Source organism: Deltaproteobacteria bacterium (assembly GCA_016930875.1).
In the GTDB taxonomy this organism is placed as follows: domain Bacteria; phylum Desulfobacterota; class Desulfobacteria; order Desulfobacterales.
This window is the reverse complement of sequence record JAFGFW010000100.1, coordinates 1-26,464: the sequence shown is the minus strand read 5'-3', so window position 1 is coordinate 26,464 and position 26,464 is coordinate 1. Positions and strand designations below refer to the sequence as shown.

Annotated in this window: 16 protein-coding genes; 5 read left to right on the top strand and 11 right to left on the bottom strand. The window is 49.5% G+C overall.

Features of this window, described 5'->3' with window-relative positions:
- Positions 1-132 precede the first annotated feature (132 nt).
- The 3 genes from glgC to JW883_09375 all read right to left on the bottom strand — a co-directional run bounded on the left by glgC (position 133) and on the right by JW883_09375 (position 3,075).
- Positions 133-1,404, bottom strand: a complete 1,272-nt coding sequence (glgC, locus tag JW883_09385) for a glucose-1-phosphate adenylyltransferase (GenBank protein MBN1842475.1) — start codon at positions 1,402-1,404, stop codon at positions 133-135.
- Between the two features lie 3 nt (positions 1,405-1,407).
- A complete protein-coding gene (gene dapB, locus JW883_09380) occupies positions 1,408-2,238 on the bottom strand; it encodes a dihydrodipicolinate reductase (protein MBN1842474.1) in 831 nt (276 codons plus the stop codon).
- Positions 2,239-2,310: 72 nt separating this feature from the next.
- The gene (locus JW883_09375) at positions 2,311-3,075 is read right to left on the bottom strand and encodes a sugar phosphate isomerase/epimerase (GenBank protein ID MBN1842473.1); all 765 of its coding nucleotides are present in this window, start codon (positions 3,073-3,075) and stop codon (positions 2,311-2,313) included.
- Between the two features lie 124 nt (positions 3,076-3,199).
- Between JW883_09375 and JW883_09370 the strand changes: the two genes are divergently transcribed.
- The 5 genes from JW883_09370 to JW883_09350 all read left to right on the top strand — a co-directional run bounded on the left by JW883_09370 (position 3,200) and on the right by JW883_09350 (position 9,969).
- Positions 3,200-5,332, top strand: a complete 2,133-nt coding sequence (locus JW883_09370; protein ID MBN1842472.1) for a peptide ABC transporter substrate-binding protein — start codon at positions 3,200-3,202, stop codon at positions 5,330-5,332.
- A gap of 3 nt (positions 5,333-5,335) precedes the next feature.
- Positions 5,336-6,295, top strand: a complete 960-nt coding sequence (locus JW883_09365; GenBank protein ID MBN1842471.1) for an ABC transporter permease — start codon at positions 5,336-5,338, stop codon at positions 6,293-6,295.
- Positions 6,292-7,398, top strand: coding sequence for an ABC transporter permease (locus JW883_09360; GenBank protein ID MBN1842470.1), 1,107 nt, complete (start codon positions 6,292-6,294; stop codon positions 7,396-7,398). Before JW883_09365 ends, JW883_09360 begins: the two co-directional genes overlap by 4 nt.
- 310 nt (positions 7,399-7,708) lie before the next feature.
- The gene (locus tag JW883_09355) at positions 7,709-8,707 is read left to right on the top strand and encodes an ABC transporter ATP-binding protein (GenBank protein MBN1842469.1); all 999 of its coding nucleotides are present in this window, start codon (positions 7,709-7,711) and stop codon (positions 8,705-8,707) included.
- An 86-nt stretch (positions 8,708-8,793) separates the two neighbouring features.
- The gene (locus JW883_09350; protein ID MBN1842468.1) at positions 8,794-9,969 is read left to right on the top strand and encodes a cyclic nucleotide-binding domain-containing protein; all 1,176 of its coding nucleotides are present in this window, start codon (positions 8,794-8,796) and stop codon (positions 9,967-9,969) included.
- Positions 9,970-9,994: 25 nt separating this feature from the next.
- On the opposite strand, the gene JW883_09345 is transcribed toward JW883_09350, so the two are convergent.
- The 8 genes from JW883_09345 to JW883_09310 all read right to left on the bottom strand — a co-directional run bounded on the left by JW883_09345 (position 9,995) and on the right by JW883_09310 (position 25,948).
- Positions 9,995-11,767 carry a protein kinase gene (locus JW883_09345; GenBank protein MBN1842467.1) on the bottom strand — a complete coding sequence of 591 codons (1,773 nt, stop codon included), beginning with the start codon at positions 11,765-11,767 and terminating at the stop codon, positions 9,995-9,997.
- A gap of 113 nt (positions 11,768-11,880) precedes the next feature.
- The gene (locus JW883_09340) at positions 11,881-15,045 is read right to left on the bottom strand and encodes a CHAT domain-containing protein (GenBank protein MBN1842466.1); all 3,165 of its coding nucleotides are present in this window, start codon (positions 15,043-15,045) and stop codon (positions 11,881-11,883) included.
- Positions 15,032-15,703, bottom strand: a complete 672-nt coding sequence (locus JW883_09335; protein ID MBN1842465.1) for a zf-HC2 domain-containing protein — start codon at positions 15,701-15,703, stop codon at positions 15,032-15,034. Before JW883_09335 ends, JW883_09340 begins: the two co-directional genes overlap by 14 nt.
- A gap of 106 nt (positions 15,704-15,809) precedes the next feature.
- Positions 15,810-16,427 (bottom strand): sigma-70 family RNA polymerase sigma factor, encoded by a 618-nt coding sequence (locus JW883_09330; protein ID MBN1842464.1) that lies wholly within the window; start codon positions 16,425-16,427, stop codon positions 15,810-15,812.
- Entirely contained in the window at positions 16,424-18,445 is a 2,022-nt protein-coding gene (locus JW883_09325; protein MBN1842463.1) for a hypothetical protein, read from the bottom strand. Before JW883_09325 ends, JW883_09330 begins: the two co-directional genes overlap by 4 nt.
- 148 nt (positions 18,446-18,593) lie before the next feature.
- The gene (locus tag JW883_09320; GenBank protein ID MBN1842462.1) at positions 18,594-19,931 is read right to left on the bottom strand and encodes an outer membrane protein transport protein; all 1,338 of its coding nucleotides are present in this window, start codon (positions 19,929-19,931) and stop codon (positions 18,594-18,596) included.
- A gap of 60 nt (positions 19,932-19,991) precedes the next feature.
- Entirely contained in the window at positions 19,992-24,185 is a 4,194-nt protein-coding gene (locus JW883_09315) for a hypothetical protein (GenBank protein ID MBN1842461.1), read from the bottom strand.
- Between the two features lie 1,139 nt (positions 24,186-25,324).
- Entirely contained in the window at positions 25,325-25,948 is a 624-nt protein-coding gene (locus tag JW883_09310; protein MBN1842460.1) for a nickel-dependent hydrogenase large subunit, read from the bottom strand.
- Positions 25,949-26,464: the final 516 nt, after the last annotated feature.

Genomic DNA, 26,464 nt, shown 5'->3' with positions numbered 1-26,464 from the left:
GTCGCCCAAGCTATGGCGCGTCGGCGACTTGCTGCAAGGATGACACGCGGCGCAAGCGCCTGCGCTGCGCGAAGGCAAGGCGAACTATGGCGAAATTCCGCTTTGATACCCCGCAGCTTGCTGCGGGGAGCTTCATTTGAAAGTCCCTTTTGCCACGACCACAATGCCCCGAGGCGTCACCGTGAACCTCTTACGGTCTTCTTCAGGGTCATATCCGATTTCTGTATTAGGCGGTATGATATTTTTCTTGTCGATGATCGCCTTCATTATTCTGCAGTAGCGACCAATTTCCACGTGAGACATGATCACCGATTCACGCACCTCTGAATAACTTCTTACCATGACATTATAGGAGAGGACCGAGTTCTTTACGACGCCACCGCTTATGATCGTTCCATGCGATACTATAGAATCCAATGCCATGCCTATTCTGTCGGCATCGGTATTCTTAAAGACGGTCTTTACCGGCGGATACTGTGCCTGAAAAGTCCTCAAAGGCCATTTGGCGCCGTACAAGTTAAAGGCTGGCTCCACTCCGGTCAAATCCATGTTTGCATTCCAGTAGGCGTCCAGATCCCCGACATCACGCCAATACGAAGAATCCTGTATGCAAGGATTTAGGACACGAACACGGCTGCCATCCTCCTTGACGGTATAAACGAAATCCTCAATTCGGTTTTCCTTTTTATAGGGAAACGCGTGAAGGGAATATCTTTTTATGGCTTCAGGAATGATATCCCTGCCAAAGTCATCCTTGTCCGAGGCCTTCAGAATGTCCACCAACACAGGGACCTTGAACATGTAAATCCCCATGGAAGCCAGGGCACGATCAGGATCTCCGGGAATTGGCATGGCAGATCGAGGCTTTTCCTGGAAACCAGTAATCCGGTAGTCTTCAGCAACTTCTAAAACCCCAAACCGGTGGGCCTCGGAAATAGGTACCTCAATAACCGAAACTGTAATATCTGCGTCCCTTTCTTGATGATAGGTCTTCAGGTGGCTGTAGTCCATCTTGTAGATGTGGTCACCGGAAAGGACAAGTACATGGTCATTTTCGGAGGTGTCTCGTTCTATGAGGTAGATGTTTTGACGTACTGAATCGGCAGTACCTCGGTACCATTGATTTCCAGTGCGCATCTGGGGCGGTACAATCTTCAGGTAGTGGCCCAGGGCATAGCTGAATATGTTCCATCCCGCCTCTATATGTTCGACCAGGGACTGAGCCTTGTATTGAGGCAAAACAATAATCTTGTAAATATTGGAGTTAATGCAGTTACTTAAGGTTACATCAATGATACGGTAAATACCGCCAAAAGGAACCGCCGGCTTTGATCGGTCTTTTGTCAATGGACAGAGCCGTTCGCCTCTGCCACCGGCCATGATAAGGGCTATAACATCGCGCATTTTTTATACCCCTTTCAACACGTCTATCATGCTGAACACCTGACCCTTTGCGGCTTGTTCAATCTTTTTAGCAAGATAGTGAATGGCGTCGATGGTTCCCCCTGCATATATATCCCGGCCGTTGACATTATGGGTGAACTGAAAAAAAACCGTGCCGTCCTCGGATCGCAGCGCATAGGTATGCCACCCGTGTCCGCCTAGATAGGCCTCGGGAACGCCCCACTTAGTCTGTTGAACTTCGGGGTCTCGTTCCATGATAATCTGGTCTTTTGTAAAAGGGCAGCCCAGTTCGTTGAAGTATCCGATCATGGCCTTGGCGGTTCCGCTAGTATCTGCTTTGCCTTTTTGGTGGCTCTCCCTGATTTTGAGGTCATATCCTTTGAACACGCCAGGAAATGTCCCGGCAGCGTATTCCATCATGGCCTGGAAGGCAACGATCTGTTTGGCCATGTTTGGGGCAATAACCGCAGCTACGTCAGAGTCCTTGACAGTTTGGACCAGGCGTTGCCTGTCACCACCTGTCGTACCCATGACAAAGGCGAGCCCATTGTCACAGTAAAAGGAGGCATTGTCGTTAACCGCACCGGGATGAGTGTAGTCCACACAGATAAATCTCCCCTCCGCCTTTTTGATAGAATCAATCATTTCCTGGCGTTTATCCGGCCGGATCAATGTGATTCGCTCAGAGTCGACCTGGGTTTCATTTGCTGTAATCTCAGGACCAGTCAGGGCATAGGAGAGCAATTTCAGGGCCGAGTCGCGCAAAATGTGTTCAGCTGCTTTGGCGGCCATGTTACCGGGAAGACCGTTTACCATAATCTTAATAAGCTCCATGGTGCACCTCCTTGCCTCGGTTGAGCAGTTAGTATTGATTTTCCCATATCACAAAAATATGCGGCATTCAAACTACATCCAGAGATCCAGAACAAGCTTTCTGCTAATCTGCAGATACTCAAACCGGACTGAGTGATTACCACAAAACACTTCCAGGGTAATCGTTTCATCATACCCGATCATCTTCAAGGCGGCCACGGCCTTCCTCCAGTCTACGTTTCCCACGCCCAATGGCATATGATGGTCCTCGGTTGAACGATTATCGGAAAAATGAACGTGCATAATGCGGTGGCCCAAATGCCTGCAGAAACTCCCCGCATCGTCTTGCCCAAAGTTCGTATGACCAAAATCGAGATGCACTTCCAACCCGGGGATCTCATTAAGAAGGATCTGAAAGGTTGAAACACAATCAAATGGGGCCTTATAGTTCTCCAATACAAGGGTAAGGCCATGAGCGCCGGCCATTTGCACGACGGGTTTCAATGCCTCAATATTATGTTCCACGAGATCCTGCCTCATACGAGGCGGAGAGGAATAACAAGGATGAATGTTCATGATCTTGGCGCCCAGGGCTGAGAAGAGCTTTGCGCACCGTTCCAACTCCTTGAAACAGGCCTTACGGACCTCATTGATCGGATAGGCGTAGGGAAGGCAGGGGTCGGTGTGCCCGACCACGAAAAGACCATATTGATCAAGGAGCGATCTAGTTCTTTCCACATCCAGAGATAGGGTGGGGCCTTCAATGGTAAGATCCAGAAAATGGTACCTGGCTTTTCCAATCGCTTCGATCTCGTCATATACAGATAAAGAAGGATCATTCATAACGCCGATTTTCATGTCACGCACTCCGTTTTCTATGAATAGACGACCTTGGCCGTCCGGGCTTTTTTGTTGACTCTGCGTATCTCAATTGAATATGTTTGAAAAGCAGTGTCAACAAAAAAGATTCTGAAAGTCTATTATGACCGTCCGAAGATTTCTGATCTTAGCGCCCACCGTAGTCATTGCCTTTCTGCTGCAGTCATATTTCTGGGTACCAACCTACGAAGAGCAGACGCGTGGCAACCCCAGGCGCCTAAATGAATACATAACCGCATCCATTGGCGATGCCAGCATACTGAACCCGATCCTCTCCTCAGACACAGCTAGTAGCGACATTGAGTCCATGGTATTTGAAGGGCTCATTGATCGGGATGAAGATCTCCGTTTCAGGGGGCGCCTTGCCACATCATGGAATGTTTACGAGGAGGCCTTTTTTTACGTGAACGAGAATGCCGGCATTCCGGGCGTGGGCAGGGCAGGGGGCCAGGAAGTGGTGAATCTTCTCCAAAGAGCAAGGGTCGGGGATTTGCCAGTGAGTTCAGAGACCAAGACCTCATTTGATAATATCGAGGAAATCACCGTAATCCCGGCCAGGGAATTTTCCGTAACCAGGGGGGAAAAGGAGGACAAGGACGAAGAGCTAACCATGGCAACCATCAGAGTTCAGGCCCCATACCGGCTGAAATTCGTGCTCAAGCGGGTGGATCAGGATCTTTTCAAGAATCTCCTAACCATCTTGGGCAAGGACTATTTCAGCTCATTCAGGGGGGAAAATCATCTGAGTATCGACCGCGACGAGTGGCAGTGGAAAAAAGCCGAATACGCAAAAGAGATTTTGCCGGCTACGGAACATAATCCTATTGTGGTGTTTAATCTGCGTCCCGGCGTGAGATTTCATGACGGGCACCTGTTTGATGCCAATGATGTAAAATTTACTTTTGAAGCGATCATGGATCCCAAGAACCTGTCTCCCCGCATCGCCGACTACGAACCAGTCAAGCAGGTGGACGTGGTTGACCCGCTGACAGTCCGTATTGTTTATAAACGGCTCTATTCTCCCGCCCTGGGCACTTGGGGCATGGGGGTCCTTCCCGAACATCTCTTGAATGACGAGGCCATGAAAAAGGAGGCTCTTCGTCTTGGCAAGGATCCGGAGGAGTTCTCCATGCGGCAAAGCAGTTTTGGCCGCCATCCCATTGGGTGCGGCCCCTTTGTGTTTCGGGAGTGGAAATCGGATCAGTATATTTTTCTCGAACGCTTTGAGGACTATTGGGATGGCGCGGCCAGTTATGAGCGCTACACTTGCCGGATTGTGCCGGATCTTCTCACCCAGGAGATGGAGTTCTATGCAGGCACTGTTGACAGCTATAGCGTACAACCGCACCAGGTGCAACGTCTGAGACAGGATCCTAAATACCAGAGCTTTTCAGGGCTTTCCTTTGGTTACACCTATATCGGCTACAACATACGCCGTGAACCCTTCAATGACTCGCGAGTGCGCCGAGCCCTTGGAATGGCCATTGATGTGAAAAAAATTATAGATTATGTTCTTTACGGCCAGGGGGAGCGGATAACAGGGCCTTTTGTCAAACAGACCGCCCACTACAATCAGCGCATTGAACCCTTGCCGTATGATCCTGAGGCTGCTTTAAGGCTCCTGGAAAACGCAGGCTGGACGCGCAATCAGGACGGCTGGCTTGAAAAAAATGGCAAGAAACTTCAGTTTACCCTGATTACGAATCACGGCAACGACCTTCGCAAGGCAGTCCTTGCCATAGCCCAGGATGCGTGGAAGAAAATTGGCATATATGTAACAACCGATGTCCTGGAGTGGTCCGTGTTTATCCAGGAGCGCGTGGACAAGACGGACTTTGATGCCATCGTCCTGGGTTGGCGTATGGGAATAGAGCCTGATCTATATCAGATATGGCATTCGAGCCAGACCAATCCACATCAGCTCAATTTTGTCGGATTTATGGATCAGAAGGCCGATGATCTCATCATCAAGACACGGCAGGAATACGACTATGACAAACAGGTGGAGTACTGTCACCAACTCCATGAGATCATTGCACGGGAGCAGCCATATACTTTTCTCTATGCGGGAAAATGGACTGCGGTTCTGGACAAACGGATTGTCATTAAAGAGATGGACGCAAGGGGCAATCCGATCTACAAGAAAATCTCCCCGACAAAGACAGGAAACTTCACATTTTACTTTAACAAGTGGATTAAACTATCTGAAATGCCGACTTTTTCTATAGAGGGGTAGCGAGTGTTATCATTTATAGGCAGAAGCATAGTCCAAAAAATTATCACCCTTTTTTTTGTCTCAATAGTCTCTTTTTTGATCATCCACCTGGCTCCGGGCGAGCCTAGCCAGGTGGACCCCCTCAACCCGAAGTTTACACCGGAAATCGTTGAACGCTTTCAAAAGGCCTTTTATCTCGACAAGCCTTTACATGTCCAATATCTCTATTTCTACCGAGATCTTTTTACAGGAAAAACGGTCTCCTGGAAGGACAATCAATCGGTTCTGGCAAAGATCTGGGAGCGATTTCTAAACAGCCTTCCGCTGTTTCTCGTAGGCACCATCATTACCTGGACGCTCTCTTTTCCAATAGGGATACGTTCGGCCATTTTCAGGGGAGGGTTATACGACCGCACGACCACGTTTTTTTCTTATCTATTGATCTCCATTCCGGGCTTTTTCTTTGCCTATGTTCTTATCATTCTTGTGGTTAACGGTTTTCACGTGCCTGTGATCGGCATGGAGACCTTCGGCCTGGGCAATGCGCCATGGCCACACCTTATTATGGATCGGATCTGGCACCTTTTACTACCGTCAGTTCTTGGCGCCACCGGCGGGATCGCAGTGCTGTCCAGGTACGTGCGCAGCCAGATGCTTGAAGTGGAAGGTCAGGACTATGTGCGAACGGCAAGAGCTAAGGGGCTTCCACCGGAACAAGTCCACTATAAACATGCCTTGCGTAATGCCCTGTTGCCTTTTGTGACCATGTTCGGACTGATTCTGCCCGGCCTGATTGGTGGTTCTGTAATTATCGAATCGATCTTTTCCTGGCCGGGAATGGGAAGGATGGCCTATGAGGCCATCCTGGCTCGAGATTATCCCGTTATTCTGACGGTCAATTTCGTTTCTGCGGTACTGGTGCTGGCCGGGACTTTTGTCTCAGACCTGCTTTACCTTGTGGTCGATCCGAGGATACGGTTATGACAAGGAAACGAGAATTCTGGCAACTCTTTGGAGAAAACAACCTTGCTATTGCGGGGCTGATCATTTTCGTTCTTTTCTTTCTTTCGGCTCTCGTTGGCCTCTATCTGACTTCAGGTGCGGAGCCGATCATTGATCCTGTTCACGTCCGACTTCAGGAAAAGCTACGACCGCCCTTGTCCAAACCGAATCTTGAGACTTTGCGGCCTGACGAGGTTCCCGCTTTGGGTGTCTACTTGTTGGGGACTGATGACCTGGGCCGCGATGTATTTGGGAGAATGCTCCAGGGCGCCTGGGTATCCCTGACCGTGGGGTTTGTGGCTGTCGGGATCTCCGTGCTCATCGGCATATTTATGGGCGGCATAGCGGGCTACTTTGGAGAACACCACGTCAGGCTTGAACACATTCTCGCGGCTTGCCTTTTGTGTTCGGGTGGCGCCTTGCTTGCCATGGGTGCAATCAGTTTAGGTGCGGTGCTTCTTGTTCTTGGGCTGGCCTACGTTTCTTATGGTCTTTTGAGGAAAAAAACGCGGGTAAGAAGAAAAATGCCAAAATGGGTTCGCCTACTTCACATAGAGGCCATTTCTATTGACACACTGATCATGCGAATCGTGGATATTATGCTCTGTTTCCCGAGTTTTTTCCTGATTCTTACGGTGGTCGCGCTCCTTCCGGCAAGCATCTACAATATTATGATCGTCATAGGGCTAACGAGCTGGATGGGCGCCACACGTTTTGTGCGCGCTGAATTTCTCTCTTTGAGGGAACAGGACTTTGTCACTGCCGCAAGGGCCCTTGGTGTTGGCAACTTGAGGATTATCTTTCGTCACATGATGCCTAATGCCATTGCTCCTGTCCTGGTTTCTGCCACCATTGGTATTGCAACAGCTATTTTGACCGAGGCTGGCTTGAGTTTTCTCGGTTTTGGTGTTCCTCCGCCTCATGCCACGTGGGGGAATATTCTTTCTGATGGCAAAGGCTTCATTTTCGATGCCCCATGGCTGACGTTTGTGCCGGGCCTTGCTATCTTGATCGTGGTGTTGTCCTTCAATCTCTTTGGTGAGGGGCTGCGGGATGCACTGAATCCGAAGTTGAGAGAACGGTAAAATGAGTGACGACCGGTAGAACCGGTTCACCGGCTGGAAATTCGAATATCCCGATTATACCGGGGAACAATAACAAATGACCAAAACGTTCTTATGGCAAAGACTATCCCGAGGACAAGCTCCTTAGAATGTACGGGATTTTTGAACATTAGTATTTCGGATTTGTTTCGGATTTGCGGCTGACGCCTTGAAAACAGCACGATATTCGGATTTCGGATTTATCCTTTTCTCCAAAACTCCTTCAACGGCAGAGCCGGTGGATTGTTATGATTTAGGGGCGTTAGATCACTTTAGGGATTTCTTCTGACCTATGACCAGTAACAATAACATCCTCCTTTCCGTTGAGGACCTGAAGGTATATTTCCACGGAAGGGAAAGACTTGCCCGTGCCGTGGACGGGATCAGCTATGAAGTCCGTACGGGCGAGACAGTCTGTCTGGTAGGCGAGTCTGGTTGCGGAAAGACAGTCTCGGCGCTGAGCATTCTGGGCCTTGTCCCCGAGCCGCCCGGCGAAATCGTGGATGGCAGGGTCCTCTTTGAAGGACAAGATCTTTTGGAACTCACAGACGAGGAGATGCAGAAAATTCGCGGAAACCGTATTGCCATGGTCTTCCAGGAACCCATGACCTCACTTAATCCCGTATTTACCGTTGGCGCTCAGATTGCTGAAATCATTATGGTCCACGAAAACCTGAGCGCAGCCAATATTCAAGAACGGTGTGTGAAACTTCTTACCGATGTTGGCATTGCAGAACCCGAAGAACGCCTGAAAGATTATCCCCATCAACTAAGCGGAGGACAGCGGCAGCGGGTTATGATTGCCATGGCGCTGGCATGTAATCCCGAATTAGTAATCGCCGATGAACCTACGACAGCCCTTGATGTGACCATCCAGGCACAGATCCTAAACCTTTTTGCGGAGCTTCAAAAAAGGCGACACATGGCACTTCTCTATATCACCCATGATCTGGGGGTGGTGGCCAGGATTGCTGATCGTATCTATGTGATGTATGCGGGAATCATTGTGGAACATGGTAGCGCCTTTGAGATTCTTCATCACCCGTGTCATCCGTATACCCAGGGGCTTTTGGCTTCGTTGCCGGATCGCGCAAAAAGTGGCGCCAGACTCAAAAGCATTCCGGGCACGGTGCCGGATAGCGCCAACAAACCCGCTGGTTGTCCCTTTCATCCAAGGTGCGACTTTGCTGTGTCATCCTGCTCCAATACCTTACCGGAGATATATGATTGCGGTGGCAGACACTTAAGCCGATGCCCGGTGCTGTATGAGCGCAAAGAGATGAACCCATAAAATGTTGCGGAAATACGATGGCCTAGGCGAGCTTTTTGGAGGCAAATCCATGATCTTGTCGTTACGTTTTTTTAAGGCAATGCACTATGAGCCGAAATAAAAAGAAAAAACACGGACTATCACAGAGCCCCATCTTCGCTGATATACCCGAAGAGACATTATATGAGCTTGAACAGATGATTGAAGACAGGGTTGTGCCGCCTCATACCATCATTTTTCGACAGGGTGATCCATGCGACAGTTATTTCATCATCAATGCTGGAAAGGTGAGGGTATTCAGAAAAGGCAGAGAGGGCATGGAAACTGATCTAGCCCACTTAGGACCAGGGGACAGTTTCGGGGAAATTGCCCTCTTAACCGGGGAGCGCAGATCGGCCTGTGTAGAAACCGTCGAAGAGACGCACCTGACCGTCGTTCCTCAGGATCAGTTTGACCGGATCTTAGGAAACCATCCCCAAGTTGCCCTTACTTTTGTCAAGCAGTTGGCCAGATGGCTTCTTCGTGATGATCTAAGGCTTGAAATGGAGGGAGGACTTCGGACGATCAATGAGGAACTGAGAAGCATCAACGAGGAATTGCAGAACTTTGTCCGTGTTGTCTCCCACGACTTGAAAACTCCCATCATTGCCATCCAGGGGTTTTCTGCTCGGCTCCTCAGGAAATATGAGGAGACATTGGGAGAAAAGGGCCGTGCGTATCTTCACCAGATTAGAGGCAGTGCCCGCCGAATGGAGGTCCTGGTCTCCGACCTCCTGGCTTTGTCACTGATCGGACGGGTTGTATTTAATTTTGAGGAGATTCCTTCCCTTGACATAGTAAAAAACGTAACCTCAGGGCTCCAAGACCGTTTGGAGGCAAAAGGCATCGAGCTTGTTGTGAGCAGTAGCCTTCCCATTATTTGCTGTGATGGAGATAGGATCTATCAGGTTTTTGAAAACCTACTCGTCAATGCTACCAAGTTTATGGGGGATACTGGGTATCCCAGGATCGAGATCGGATACAAAGATGTAGAAGGTTTCCATCAATTTTATGTCAGGGATAACGGCATCGGGATCGATCCGGTATACCACCGGAAAGTGTTTGAGGCGTTTCACCGTCTAAAAGAAACACAAGACGTTGAAGGAACCGGTTTGGGGCTTGCAATCGTTGAAAGGATTGTCACCAACCACGGTGGGAGGGTCTGGGCAGAATCCGAAAAGGGGAAAGGGGCAACCTTCTATTTCACGTTGCCCAAGGAATCCCCAGTTCATCAGGCCGTATAGGGACAGCACTCGGTCCTACAACCAATCAGTACACGTCCTTAAACTCTGCCGCTCGTAACTCGGCCCCAACATTCCTGACCTCGTGGCTAAAGTCTTCCACCAGTGGTTTCAGCATCAATTCATGCTGATCGTCGTAAAATAAGAAGAGGCTCATCATTTTCCGTCGTTCCTGTACCGGTCTTTCACGCTTTACACCCATCGTTTCGGCCAACGACTCAAGCTCATAAAGGACCTGCGACATGTTTTGGTATCTTGCTGTAGGGTCCCTTTTGCTTGCGCACATCAGGAAGTTGGACAGTTCATGTGGCACATCAGGAATTACCCCATGAGGATCTGGTATATCACTGTGCAAATGCAAGTCCATGACTTTCATTATATCATCTTCAGGAAAAGGTCTCTGGCCGGTAATCATCTCAAAACCAGTGAGCCCTAAGGAGTAAATATCAGTACGTTCATCGATGCGCTCACCCTCGATCTGTTCTGGCGACATATAGAACACGGTCCCTGGTATGTTGCATTCGATGGTCCCCGGAGGACAGGCCAATCCGAAGTCAAGGATTTTCACCCGATTATCCCACTGTATGAAGATATTTGCGGGTTTGATGTCCTGATGAACAATGCCCTGTTTGTGCGCATATTCCAACCCAGCACACACTTGTAGGAGAATATCTAAGACCTTTGACAAGGGAAGTCTTGGCATTTTTTCCAAGATAGAATCGAGCGGCACCCCCTCAAGATACTCTGTGATAATGAAGATGGTCCTGTAAAGTTCTTCGATATCATATACCTTGACAATATTCTCATGGTTGAGATGAGCAATGGTCTTGGCTTCATAACGAAACTTCTCTGAAAAATCAGGATCCATGGCCATGTCGTGCTTCAGCATCTTAATGGCAACCGGCATATTAAGGCTTGCATGAATGCCCTTGTAAACGATGCTCCAACCGCCTCGACCTATAATTTGATTTACTACGTATTTTCCGACAGCTCTTTCTGCAGTCATCCTTTCGGAGGAGAATCGATTGCTGACCAACTCGGTCAGAAAATTCCTGACGTCTGGACGCTCTTTACTCAGCCTGTCAAATTGCGCCCGGCTCATAGTCCATAACTTCACATCGGTTTCGGCATCAACATGAGCAGTTCGTGCCTCACCTGTCAAAAGCGCAATCTCTCCAATGATATCTCCAGCTCGAAGACGGGCGACGGGATGTTCTCTCCCATCTTTTTCCATATGGGCCACACATGAACCTTCCTGAACCATATACAGGGTGTCGCCCTCATCTCCTTGCCTAATTACTCTTTGTCCTGCCTTGAAACGGCCTGGGGTCATACAGTTCAACAAAGGGCATTTAGCCTCCTCAGAGACGGCATCAAAGAGTTGTGTGTGCATAAAAAAGTCCACATCAGCTGGATACATCCTTTTCTTTCCTACCTCTACACCATGCGTTGGGAGTTCTTTTCGCAGTGTCTTGGGTTGAAATTCGATTCCTAACAGATAATAGTTCTTTCTGTCCGGCATATCCTCTGCACGGATAACTTTCCCCTTGAGGGCCATCCATACGCGCTCGCGAGGGACCCGTATCCGCACGTCCACGAAAAAACCCACTTCGAATTTCAAGGGTGATTCCATTAGAAGACCGCCCTCACTCCTGTTAACTACATGGACTATCAAAGTATCAGGCCTGTCTTCAGGCGGCATCTCTTTTTCTTCTTCCGCATGTTGTGGGTAGACTATCCCAATTTCATGTGCCGGAAAGGCCTCTCTGGGCCATTTCCTTCGGTCTGTTTTTTTCTTCACTGTCGCCTCCATGTGATTGCGGAGCAGAACCTTTCAAAGGCAAAGAGCGGGGGGTGAGAAAGAAAAGTGTATGCAACCGACAGACTTGTCATGTCGCAGAATCTCAGCGCACGTTATATTGCCTCAACACGCAGGCTCTTTTGCAGACGGTCTTTCCCTTTTACGATTTTGGCAAGGCTCGTGTCTTGCTGAATGGAGGTGACTTCCAACGTAACGTCTTCATCTACCGCCCTGAATCGTTGCCCGCTCTTCACACCAACCATTTGTCCTATATTGAGACTAATCTCTTCACCTTTAACTTCCGAGACTTTACCTCGTAAAGGATAAAGCTGTTCCAGTTTTTCCAAAAGATTCTTAGACAATCTCTCTGCCAGCACTGAAGCTGGAACCGCACTTCCAAATGATTCGTTTACGGCTGCGGCGATCTGCCCGGTTTCGGTTTCGATCAAGCGCATAGAGACCTGTACTTGTGGACCGGAATAGACCATTTGGCCCGACAGAATTAGCCTTGCGGCCAGGACCTTACCCAGGGACAATGCGCTCCTTCGATCAATCAGCTTAGATGTTCCCAACTTCAACTCCTCGACCAGTTTGTCTAAGAGTGCCCGCTCCACTAACCGAGCGCGGCCGCGCTGAAGCATTTGATCCGTAATGCCGGAGACAAGGAGGCGTTCTTGCCCTTCCTGCAAAGAGTATCCTTGCACCTTCAAATCCATCACCCACATAGTCAGAGGAGGAGACGTCCAGCCATCACTGGGGAGTATTCTGGAAGGCGACTTCATACCTTCGAGCAATTCCTTAACGATACGATCAATGCGCTCCTGCTTCTTCTGATCCTTGGCAAGTATTGCCTTTTTCCGAGTCTCGTTAGTGATGGCCCTGAGCGTCTGGTCTTGCGGTGCAAGTGCTTGGGCCTTCCCAAAAAGGTCCAGGGCCTTATCATAATCTCCCCGGTCCTCAAGCAAAAGAGCTTGAGACAAATATCCCGGTCTGCTCTGTGGAGCTATCTCAGTAGCTTGCTGATAATATCTCAGAGCGTCATCCGGCTGTTTTCGAAGGGATGCCAGGCGGCCCAAGCCAACAAGGGCATGAGCTTTTTGCACATCTGTCCCTTTTGTGCCTTGGATCGCCTTTTGATAAGCCGCTTCGGCTACATCCAATTCACCTTTTGCCAAAAAAATATTTCCCCGAATAAGATAGGACAAAGAAATCTCCGCATTCTTTTCCTCAAGGAGATTGCAGGCATTCAATGCTTCCTTGAAATTGCCCTCATCATAATAGGCCAGGGCTGCCCTCTCGTACTTTATCGTTCCCTCCCGTAAGAATCCTGGATACCCCCACAGCATGACAGCTACCAGAAAAACAATGCTGGCGGCCACAGACCACCATATCCGGCTCCTTTTTGGAGCTTCCGTGTCAGCAAAATCAATGACTTCTTCTCGTGTCCTGACCCCTCCATCTGAACTCGAAATACGGGCAGGCTCAGATTCCTTCCGTGCCTCACTCGCTTCTATTTGGTCCTTATAGTTGGAAGTGGGGTCCCCGTACAGGACATAGCTTGCCCACACTATGGTCTCTTCGCCGTATTCTTTGATCAAAGCCTGTCGGGACCGTCGTGTGGCTTCGCCAATGGTCATACCAGAAAGCAGGTTCTCGTAAAACTCTATGGCAAATCGGCTGCTCGGTTCATCTGATATCTCCCAGAAGGTCCCCAAATAATGTTTTACGCCGGCTAAAAGAAAGGCATTGGCCAAGCCAAAAATCTCATCTTCAAAGTACACCTTTAGTGTCCACTCCTCCGTGCGGGCCGACTGACACGCATTTGAAAAGATAAGTGCAGGCATTGTGGCTGTGCCGGCCATTTTTGTAATGTCCTGGGCCGTTAGGTTCCCACCTGTCAATCGCCACCCGCTCGCTGCTGTATTTTGTGGATTGTAATCAGCATGACCGGCAAAATGGACGAAGTCAAAATTTCTTATCTTCTCCTTCATAGAATCAGGGGTGGTGTTGCCTGAACGAAGGAATGCATTGATCAAATCCTTATTTCTGTCCACATAATCACGTATCTGAATCCCCTCTGCATAGGCGCCTTTTAAATCGCCTTCAGGGTCGGCCAATATCAACATCCTCAGGGGTCGGCCCAACACGCGAGACCGTACACCCAGTATGGGTTGCCGGGTCTTGACCAATCTGCCCATGTTGAAACGTTGGCAGAGAAATTGTCGGCCATCGCTGAGCAATTCCCATGGAACGTGAACTAGTTGATCATCAATCTTTAAACTCAGGAATTCAGCCTTAGTCTTCCTCAGCTTTTCTTTGACACTCAGTGAGAATAACTCGTCGTGAAGCACTTGTCCGATTTCTCTGAGCTTTAGCATGGCCTCGCGGCTTACACGGCCTTTGCGGTTGGCTTTATTCAAAGTCTCTACCATCTCGTGGCACTTTCTTTGAATCATCTCCATTGAGACCGGTATCTCGTCGTAATGCCGTATAGTGCTCTCCTCACCCGGTATCTCCTCATGAGCGCTGAGTTTCAACCGATTCCCATCTCGGGCGATCTCAAGCTCAAATACCCTTAAGGGTTGCTTGCCTATTTTCTCGGCCGCGACTTCATGGGTCCGCAGCTTTGGTTCGCTGTCCAGGACAACATCCTCGTCTTGCCAGACTACCCTATAAACCTCTAGCGGCTGGGCCTTTCCCTTTGCCTGGATTGTTCCATGGAACCTGCAAAAAAAGTCCTCGCTCCCGCAAACTTGCTCGTATACTGCTTTGGATATCAGAATTTGCTCAGGGCCGGCCTGAGATTGGATGCGTGCTGCTACATTGGCCACATCACCGGTAAAGCCTTGATAGGCAGCAGCCTCATCCACCAGGGTTTCTCCTATGTTGATGCCGATCTTAACATGAATTCTGTCGGCGGCCTCTGTCTTGACGTTATGCTCATACAGGCACTTCTGGATGGCCATGGAGGCCTCGACCGCGGCCGAAGGAGACGAAAAAGACGCCATGACCGCATCTCCAATGATCTCCACGATCTTACCCTCGTGTTCTTTTACCAGGGGCAACACAATACGATTGTGCTTGAGGAGCAAGGCCCGTCCGTTGATATCCCCCCTATTATCTATATAGTCAGTATAGCTGCATATATCAGTAAAAAGGATGGTTACTTCCTTTCTAAATTTTTGTTCAAGTATCTGCTCGAGACGTTCCCGCTCTTGAAATATTTCTTCAAGATTACTCGATGCAGATTGTCCTTTTGTGATCTTATTTTCTGCCATGGCGCGTTTCCTTGATCTCAAAAAGATAAGTTCCAAGCTCCACACCATTCTCGGCCAGAGTGATGCTGTAATGACCAAAGGGGATGTCTTCAAACAGTACGTGCGTGCCATCCAAGAGATATGAGGCAACCTCCCTTTCAGCGCTTTTTAACGTGACCCTTACCGCTGCCCTTCTTTTTTTGTTATGTTCTTGCACTTTCACACGGATATGCGCCTTACTGGCTCTAGTTTTCTCAATTTCGATTTCTGTCTCAGTTTCTTTAAAGGGAACTCTCAGACAAACAAAATCTTCCGATGCGACCATCTTGGAGCCTCGAATGGGTGCAAGCTGCCATCTTGCCCATGGCTTTAGCCGCAAAAGTTCCGAGATACCCGAGCTTAAGCCCTGAATAGATCGTCTCAGTTTTTCCATCAAGGAATCATATGAGAGGGCGCGCTGGCTGGCTACCAAACGCACAGCACGATCAGTGACCCTGGTTGGTACCGGATCAAACTGCCACGAAACCATTCCTCGCACCAGGCCATTTGTCACCACAAGCCCTTCCAAACATGTGTCACAGTTCGATAGGTGTTCCTCGATCTGAGAGCTATCTTCCTTAGAAAGACGGCCCTCGAGATAGTCTACAAGCCTTTCCTCATCAGGACATAGCATGTTCATCGCAAACTCCGTTGAAAACTGTCAATCTGTTTATTTTACCAGAGGTATTTTCCCCATTCTGTATATATAGACGCAAAAATCGATGTTATCTTACACGGATACAGAACTAAGGGCTGTTATTCATAGCCGAGGCGACATGCGATTTTAGTCTCTGAATTACCCGATGTTTGATTGTGTAAACATTTCCGATGGAAAGCTGCATGGCCTCAGCCACTTCTGCCGCAGAGAGTCCATGATCAAAATGGAGCTTCATGAATAATCGGTCTCGAGGAGGAAGCCTCTGCACGCCAACTCGAAGTAAACGCCCCTGCTCCGCCTTCTCGTATTGGGCCTTAAATTCAATGTCATCCGCCTTTAGCTCAGGCAATTCTTCAAGGGGTATGCGCTTTTTCTGCCAAACCATGGCATCAACACCGTTTTTCCTGAGATGATCCAGCACGGTTCGCACTGCGATCACCCTGATCCACGAGGCGAGACTGCACCCGTTTTTCCCCTGATATTGCCTGAGCTTTTTACATCCCTGTTCAAAGAGTCTCAGAAATACCGTATTATGCAGATCCTCAAGATCCTGTCGGTTGAAAGACACGTCCTTGGCCATCAGCGTATACTGAACCGATCCGTATACCAACTCCGAAAATCGTCGAACCAAGGTTTCTGATGCCGTCCTGTCACCTGATAAACATTTGAACAAAAGCCGATGGTCTTCCGCAGATGAATAGTTCATTGGGTAATAACCCTGTCGTCCATATGCCTGATAGTCTCGGCCTTGCATTCCAATAGTTCAGCCTTTGACATCTCGCGCATAACCTGCGACACACGGGCGCGACCAATAATTGTGTTGTTCGTGCCAAGTGCCTTTCCAGTTATCGGATGTCTTACTGGCTCTTTCCGGTAAACGAGCAACCTTCTTCGAAGCTTCACGACCTGCTCACCAAGGTCTGTAAATATGTCGTCTCCTTTCTGCGCAATAATCAACCCGTCCACCAAAGGAAACTCGCGATGAAATTGGACAGCCATCCCGTCTGACAGCAACCTCAACGCTGGAAGATCCTTGGACTCACCGTAGACGTCCTCTGTGGCCAAGATCTCGGATGTTTCAGTATCAATCATCCGAGCCACAACCTCAATGCCCGTTCGTGTCTCAATGATGCTGCCGGTGATGACCGACTGAGCTGCAACCAGTTTGCCCAGCTTTAAAACTGTACGGTTATCGAAGAGCTTTGTACGGCTCAGTTTTTGTTCCTCCAGGATCACGTCCAGCTTGTCCCTTTCAACCACTCGAAAGCGATTTCGATTAACCAGGGCATCAATGAGATTGTCTTGAAATGAAAGGCTAGCTTCAGAAACCTCCCCCTTTTGCTCAAAAGGAAATGCGGTCAGACTAAGCCGTTCGGCTAACTGAAGAGCTTGGGGAACTCGCCTTATGATCACAATCTCTTTACTCGCCGTATTGCCGGCCTCATCTCTCGCCTCAATCGTTACAATATTTTTTCCTTCTTTAAGGTCCGCCATGTGACTGAAAAAGACGAATTGGCCCTCACGGCGCAATACAGGGCTTTCATTAACGCTCAGGCTCTCTACCTTATTCTCATCACCGGCATGTCCTTCGATATACACCTTTTCCAGGAAAACGGTTTGGGTTTCAGCCCATCCCTTGAGCCTGATGATCGGAGGCCGCACATCCTTCGGGCCAAAAAGGCCAGCCATTAAAGGATGTCCCAGGCCTGACTCCGCGCAGGCCACCAGCACAGGTGAGTAACTGGCAGCAGGAGTAATAGGGGAGATCGAGGCAGACGTTTTGTTGCCCAACCGGTCATGGACTGCCAACTCGATCTTATTTTCATAAACAGCCAGCCTTGCAGTGAAGGGGACGTCAATACCCCTCTCAACAGCGATTGTTTGACCATTGATGCTTAAATCAGATACGCCTGCCTCGTCATAAATCCACCCGGAGATTGTGGCCCCTTGGCCGGACATAGCACTATCCAAATCTAGCGCCTTCAAGGTCACAGTGGGCCCTTCGCGATCTACATAAATCACCACCTGACGTTTTGTGATCTTTCCCATCAGGTTTTCTGCCACAACTTCAACCGTGTGCCTGCCCTGGGAAAGGTCTAAGAGTTCTCTAAAAGGGATGCGTTTTTGTGAACCCTCCAAGAAGAGGGGCACACCTCTGATAGTGGCGCCAGCCACATAGTATTCGTCTTCCGCCACACCGGAGAGAACCACCGGGTCTTCTTTGGTCCAGACCTCATCGGTTGTGAGTGTGAGAGTAAGTTTTGGCGGAGGCACCTCTATCCCCAGCCGTTCGATCAAGGCCTTTCGTACACGGTCGAGATAGAAATAGGCCTTGGCCGAAGGAAACTGGCTCAGGGAAAGTTCCAGTTCCCTTTTCGCGCGTTCGAAATCTCCCGTTTCATAGTAAACGATGCCCAACTCCCTGTGGGGAAAGTAATCCATGAAGTGCATCCCATAGGTCCGGGCCATTCGCTGGTCTCTTGTCCGTTGTTGAATCGCTTCTTCTAGATCTGAAACGGCCTCGGAGAAAAACTCCCCTTCAGCAAAAGAAAGCCCCCGTTCGTGGTAATTCCACCACCGGTGTCTGAAGGCCCCACGGACCCTGCCGTATTCCTTGCCATCTCTAACATAAGCGGGTCCAGAGGGCTGGCCGGCACAACTCCAGAGAGATAACCCCACTAAAAATGTCATCAGAAACAAGACATATTGCGCCGTCTTTTTCACTGACCACCACCTCCTTTGGGCATCGTTAAATAGGCCGCCAAACTGCACATTCCATCATTCCTTTCTCGGGCTCGCTGGCAGGCGGGTAGACAGTTGTAAAAACAGTGAGTTGTAGAAATTCAGAGACGGTTAAGTATTGCCGAATGCGTCAAAAATGAATAATAACCGAAGCAAGTAAAAGATGCTGCGTGATGTCAGCTTCTGAGGTGGCAATCAAATTGCCTGTGTCCATATCGCGACCCCATCTCAACTGGTATGCCACATCAAAGATGAATCTCTTGTATGCGATGCCTGATCCAACGGCAATACCATAAAAATCTTTCACGTCACCATGTGATGGTTCCGGATCGTAAAAGAAGCCTGCCCTGACGGGAACGACCATATTCGTTTTTTGACTGATGAAAAGATATTCGCCGCCGATACGGACCTGCATGGTATCCTCTACATCAGAGGTGCTCTCTGGTCGTCCATCAATAGGGCTGAAGTTGTTGCCTTGCGAATCCGTCAAGACGTAGTCGCTCCAATGGGTTCTGTAAACATCCAAGTCAAAAGAAAGGGCGTCTGACACCCGCCACGCCAGACCCATCCCGTAAGATAAAGGCATACGAAGTTCCACGTCTTCAAAAGTGCTTTGTTGGTTTGACACAGTGGTGCTGACAGGTGGACCAAATATGCTTGTCTGCGTGAAGCGGTAATCGTGGTGAATGGAGGCATCAAAAGGCGTTTTAATGACAGCCCCGAGTGTCAGGTATTTGTTCATATTCCATAAGAGGCCGAAGTTTGCATTCACCCCGCTGAAATCTGAATACTTATCCGTATAACGCGTATCTATGGTGACAGGGTTGCCTCCCTGCGTGCCCACCCCGTGCTCCGTAAAGGTTTCTTCCCATTCATTGTCCCAGAACAGGTCGTCTGTCCAGATGTTCAGCGTGGCCCCGAGAGAAAGCTTGGGGGTGATCTCAACGGCACAGGCCAGACCCAGGGCGCCGACGAAACCATCCTGGTCGAAATGTTTATCCTGTGACAGATTTACACCAAGAGACGAATAATCGTAGTTATAGTCAAAACCGCGTTCAAACTCATAACGCCTTTGATAGTTGATAGAGACCACCATGTTTCGGTGAAATTGGAAGGGATAGGTGGCACTGAAATAGTTTATGTTGGCATCATCAGCCTTACCTTTATTGCTGATCTCCGGGTGAACATCAGAAGAAAAATCCTCTCTCCTGTTAAAATAGGCGCCAACGATGGATATTTCCGGCTTTTCCAATTGAATCAGACCGGCCGGATTCCATGAGGCCGCCGTGGCATCATCGGCAATCGCTATGAATGCCCCGCCCATCCCCACTGCTCTCGCCCCTGAGCCAACTGGATTGGGAGAAGAAGAGACGCCTACCTGTTGAAAGAGCGTGGCAGCTTGGAGACCGTGACTGGAGAAAAATGCTGCGACAAGAAGAACCGGCATCATGCAGAACACTCTTTTCATAGCACCCTCCGTAAATAGACCTGTTTCATATTAATAGACGTCAAGAGCAATGTTTTCCTTTCAGCTCAGTTTAAACTTGCAGACAAACCATAGGCCCCCCATTAAAATAAACAGACCCATGAACGCATACGGAGTTTCCACGAAGTTGACCATATGAGACCCGCACGCTGCCCTGGAAATAAAGCACCCGCCGCCTCCTCCGCCAGTCCCGGCAGATTGGCCCGTCAATGGGGCCGACGGTGGCGCACTGGCTGACGCTTGCACGCCTGAAAAGTGATAAACCTGGATTTCGATCGTAGACGGTTCGCCGCCGTTATGGTTTTTCCTAGAGCCTGGGACCATCCAGTTTTCACCTCCCGGTTGTACGATACCGCTAGCATGACAGGCGTATACCCAACTAGTACCGTTGTGGAAGTATACACACAGGTCGCTAACATCGACATAGCCCGGACACGGAATATAGATTTTTACGGGAACATCGAATGACCAGTTTGTGGGTTCAAGATTCATGGGCGCCCCGACCCCGCCGCTCAGTGTTGGAAGCACATCAATAGGTCCGAATGAGGGTTCCACAAGCTCATCGCTACTATAAATGAGCATGGCCCCCTTCAACGGTCCGCTTGTTACCTGGATGCCAGCATCTTGCCCCGTCTCCTCGTCAAAGACGCCAAGTTCTGGCCCCACACTTGCGACGGCGGGTATCTGGACATTATTGTGCTCATCCTCTGACGCCACCCGGAAGCTGCATGTCTCCTGCGTGACGTCCTTGACATCAACAGTAACATTGACTGTGCTGGAAAATGCATAGTCGCCTACTTCATCGTCCCTAGACCTGTCATAGAGCACACGGATCTTGGTGACCTGCGTGTCACCCTCCGTGGAGACAATCTTCCTGTACGTAACAGACGGGTGACTCAAGTCCCGTGTGTACTCTGTGGTGCCGTCATTGACACTCAATCGGATACTGGCCGGATCTATGATGTTGATGCCGTCAGGATCTTCAATGTGGACGGCGAAGGACGTGTCGTTGGCTATGAATGTATTGTCATCGATTCCCGCGTCTTGGTAAGGCGTGGTTTCAATCACACAAGAATCGGGCGGCATCGAGATATCCGCCCAGCTTACGTCTCCCCCATACACGGTCACATCAGGGACTGTTGAATCGATGTACCTGTAAGCCGTTGCCGTGACATCGCATATCCCGGAAGGAGAGACCATCATATACTGGCCGCCTATGCTAATGGTGCTTGCTCCAAAGTCGTTCGTCGAAACATTTGCCATATGAATGCCGATACGCGAGATGGCATTGGCGACTTGTCCGGCAATAACGCCGGTTCCCGTGCATTGCAGCAGGCCCCCTTCAGTGGCCGCATAAAGCGATCCGTTGGAGATGGCAAACACATCATGTTCAGGGGTTCCAAGGTTCAACCAGTTTCCAGACTGATTGGGGGAAACATACACGCCTGCGTTGAAGGTGCTGGCATAAACAATATTTGTATTTTCACGGTGAAATTCAAGGTCGGTCACGGCATTGTAGTTCTTCCCCCCCGGCTTCATAGTAGTCCAGGTTGCACCATCATAGTGGACGATGCCGCCAAGATCACCAACTACAAAGACATCTGTTCCTGAAGTCCCCCAGACTGCTTGATAACGTTCGGTCGTTCCAAGGTCCGTTTCAGCCCAGGCGCTGCCATCGTAGCGAAAAACCCTGCCTGAAAAACCCACGGCAAAGACATCCGTGCTAGAAGACCCCCACAGACCATTTAGATACTTTGTGGTGCCGCTGCTCATGGAACTCCAAGAGTTGCCATAATAGTGTAGGATGGTGCCATTATCCCCCACGGCAAAGACATCTGTCCCAGAAGCCCCCCAGATTCCTTCAAGGTATTCTGATGTGTCACTTATCATGGGGGCAGACCAGGCGTTGCCATCATAGTGCAGGATGGTGCCATTACCTCCCACAGTAAAAAGATCCGTTGGGGAACTCCCCCACACACTCTCGAGGGCTTCTGTTGTGCCACTGACCATGGGAGACCACTCCCCGTCGTAGCGTAGGATGGTGCCATTATCGCCCACGGCAAAAACATTGGTCCCTGAACTCCCCCAGACACCGTTGAGATTTTCTGTTGTGTTACTTGTCATGGGGGCAGACCAGCCATCACCATCGTAGTGCAGGATGGTGCCAGAGGTCCCAACGGCAAAGACATCGGCCGCTGAACTCCCCCAGACATCGTAGAGATTTTCTGTTGTGCCACTGTCCATTTCCGACCAGGAGTCCCCATCGTAGTGGAAGATGCGGGTGAAATCGGAGTAGGCGAATAAGCCCACAGCAAAGACATCTGTTGGAGCACACCCCCAGACACCCCTTAACCCTATTGCAAAGGAGGGGATTCCCTCGTAGGATTCACTCCAGGTGGCCCCGCTATTTGTGCTCTTATAGAGGGGAACTTCTGTGCCGCCGCTGTAGCCGCATCCGGCATACATGATGTTGGGGTTTTTAGGGTCCACAAGCAGGGCGTTCACGATCACATTCTGGAGGCTGGTTCGATCCCACGTGTCGCCACCATCTGTGCTCTCCCAAAGATCTCCCAGAACCATTGGGGAGTAAAAACGCCCTCCACCTGCAAAGATATGCTGTGGGTCAGAAGGGTCAATCGTTACGACATTAAAATCATAAACTTCACCAGACTGGTTCACTCCACCCAAGACCTTCTCAAAGGTATCTCCACCATCTATACTCCTTTGAATCTCTCCCTGTCCCCCCCCTGCGTGGCAAGCTATAAATATGGTGTCGGTATTGGTGGGGTCAATGGCAATGTCATTGACCCCGAGCCCCAGATAATCAGTGTAACTCCAGGTGAGGCCGCCGTCTGTTGTCTTCGCCAACCAACCGTCCAGACCGGCATAGAAGGTCTGCCTGTCTGTCGGGTGGAATTGGAGCGAATATGTCGAATACGACAGAAGCCGCAACCAGTCTTCTCCACCCCTTTTCTCATGAAGCCCTGATACAGTGCCTGCAAGGATGTGTGTTGAGTCGTTGGGGTCAATGGCAACATCATAGACAATAACCGCATTGATCCCGTTATTAATAGACGTCCAGGTTTCACCGTGATTTTGGCTCCTGTATACTCCCAGATATCTGTCACTTCCGAAAATCACTTCGCTGTTTGCCGGATGCACAACTATTGAAAGGAACTCGTAATCATGAGGATAGATGTCCTGATCAAGCCAAGTATCTCCCCCATCAAGACTTCTTGCAACTTTTCCTATTCCATCTCCACCCCATGAGGTGGGGTATAGCCAGACTGCATACACGATGTTGGAATTTAGTGGGTCAAAGGATATATCCTCGACCACAGCGCTTTGTGGACATGGCTGTGAAAAATGCCATTCGACGTCAAACCAATGTTTGATTATTCCATAGCCGCTTCCCGTGAAAGCAGTATTTGGATCACCCGGCTTTGCAGCGACGCTGAGGTAGCTCCCACCAAAAAGACCTAGATCCAATGCGACTTCCCAGGTAACTCCGCCATCCACGCTTCGATAAAGGGTGCCCGCCCATCCCCCATAACCAAAAGAGTTTGTCACAGCCCAGATGACATTGCTATTCTGCGGATCAATATCTATATCTACCACCGAGTGGTCGAAGTCATTCGAGGCGTCGAATCCCGTCTTCGTCCATGTATCTCCTCCGTTAGTAGTTTTGTAAATGGTTCCCTGTGGAGCAGCCCCGTACCGGCCGCCCGTGCCCACATACACTATATCGGGATTCGTGGAATGTATCGCGATTGACCTGCAAAACCGAAAGTTGTCACCTTCACCCCCGCAATTTGGGCAGTCCCGCTGCATGGTGCTGTTTCTTATGTGAGTCCAGGTCTGGCCCCCATCCGTGCTCTTTTCCACCCAGTAATTGTGGGCCGCCCATATCACATTGCTATTGCTTGGGGCTATTTTTACCGCCCAAACTGCATGATTATCGAATGCGTCTTCTCCTTCAAGTTCATTTTCCGTTTCTACAGCCTGCCAACTGCTTCCGCCATCTTCAGTCACAAAAAGTCCGTCTCCCATATAGCTCCCGGCGAACATCTTGTCCGGATTGGTAGGGTCAATGGCGATATCGTACATCTGGCCTCCATAAAGGCCGAGGTTCGACCACGCCTCAACCTCCTGGGACCTGGAAGAAGACGGAAAACAAAACATCGCAACTAACAAAATACTGATAAAGACAATATCTCTATGAGTGATCCTGAACATTTTTCTCCCCCCCCTCATTACTGTAAGTCATGACCATGGCTCTGATGCACCTAAAGGCCATGGTATCCAGCCTCCCAAAAAGCTGAGATAAAAAAGGCTTTAAGCGTTCTTTGCCTGATCCATCTGGCCGAAAGAGGTTGGCCATTTTCTATTGATCTCATTTGAAAGTCTCTCCTTTTTGACCCGTGCACCGGCAAGTCCAGATCCAGTGATTACAGGTTGACCTAGAAATAGATTTGCAGTGTAAAAAACACGTATTCTGATTTGAAAACGTTATTCGAACCAGCGAATCTATCCCTGCATACAATTGAAGCGACCAAAGGAACTGGGAAATCGCTATCGTTGTAACGTCCTTTATCTTTTCGAGCGAGAGATCGTGTGTGCGGGGTGAATTCAGCGAAGGACGCGGTGAATCGCGACGACGAACATGAACCCAACTTATTTGGGATTAAACAAGGAATTTGAGGTTCACGGGATTCCTCCATAGCCCAGTAGGGTAAGTGATAGTGTAGAATCACCTCACCCACGGTATACTCAGATGAATCAGTCGTGAATGAAAATCAAAGGAACAGGGAACAGCTGTAATTGAGTCTAAGCTTGCATATTAAGTAATGTCTAAATTTTTAAATTTAAGCAAAAATCGTGCCAAACCAATTGATTGCAATTTATTCCTAATGTTTCAACCAGTTAGGCTTAAGCTGCGGCCAGATCTACATTATCAAGGGTGGAAATTAAGTTCTCTTTGAGAAACACCATGCCACTATTTGGCAATATTTTACACTTGACTATTGAGAAAGCGATCAAGCTGACTGTGTCACCGAAGTCAAGGAAAAGATGAAACAGTAAGGGCTCGCGCAAGAATAAGTTCGCAGAGTTGGCGCTCAGATTTGGTTCAGATTCGGCCGATCCGATTGAGCAAAACCGCAGGAATAGCGAGCTATTTCGAGGAGTTTGTGCGCCTCCGGCGGAAGGATCGGTCAAAGTCGTAGATCCGCCTCTGGCGTGGATGGGCTAAAGTCGCAGATCCGCCGCTGAAAGTCCGCCGTGAGTCTGGCGGATCTTTCTGGCGGGCTGAGATGCCAAAATGTGAAGTTATTTTTGCACGAGCCCAAAGTACACACGTCGGCTCAAACTGATTCTCAGTGTGTTGCACAGCTAAGACAAGGATCGAATATCCTGATGCACCGGCCGATGAGCCGTTCGCCCTCTTCTGAGAGGCTGTTGCCTTCGAGGTGCCTCTCAACCAGATCCCTGATAAGCAGGTTGATAAAAGCGTTGTTGAACTGGGTAGCCACCAGAAGCCGCATGCGCTCAATGCAGCCACGGTTGACCAGGTAGCTGTGCATCAGAACCCCTCGGGGGGCCTCCAAGACGCCAAAGCCTTGGCCGCTGACTCCCGGGTTCAATTCGGTGCTCAGCCGCGCAAGGTTCACCTCATCCACCAACCTCAGGATTTGCTTTGCCGCCCAGAAGATCTCGAGCAACCGGCAGGAGTCGAAGCTTTCCAGGCTAAGCAAGGCGCGGTCACGCACCTGTTCGGTTAGGTCGAAGTTGACCAGATCCGGGTCGTCCAGCACGCCTCCCTCCTGGAAGGTGCGCGACAGCGCCCCGACGAGCATGATGCCTTCCGGGAACGCGTAGCGCGTGAGATACGGAAACTTGGCAAAGGTCCACTCGGCTCGCATCTCAGAAATGTTATCCTCAAATTCGTCACGGCTGAACTCTGCTGTGACTCTGCCTCTTTTGCTGTATGCACGGAACATATTGCGCCCAGGGCCGTCATAGACGAGGAGGTTTACTTGCTGGTCTTGTGGAAAGACGATCCTTTCCTGGGGGTGGTGGGTTTTATCGGAAGCGATTTTTCTTCTTGCAAGCGCACTCCGTTTAACATAATGGGTTTTTCTTAACGGAGAACCTTAGGTGTGGTCATTTTCCTTATAGTCGAATCCAGATAACTTCACAAGGGTTTTTAATAATCAGTGACTTAAGCTTCTCACTGAACAGGCTAATGGATTGAAGATTGAGGCCTACTTAAACAGAGGGGGACATGTGGGTACCATATGGTTTCATTGATTGTAACCGTTCACAGGTTACATTTACGCCGTATGGAATTGTTTTGAAAGATGAACGTCGAACATCGAACATCGAACGTCCAACGTCGAATGGAAAACGAATATCCAATACCGAACATTCAACCTGTCGAGAGCCTCCAGGTCGTGCGACGGCTATTTCTGTTTCTTTTCAGCCCTTCGACTCCGCTCAGGGCCGTTTTGATACTC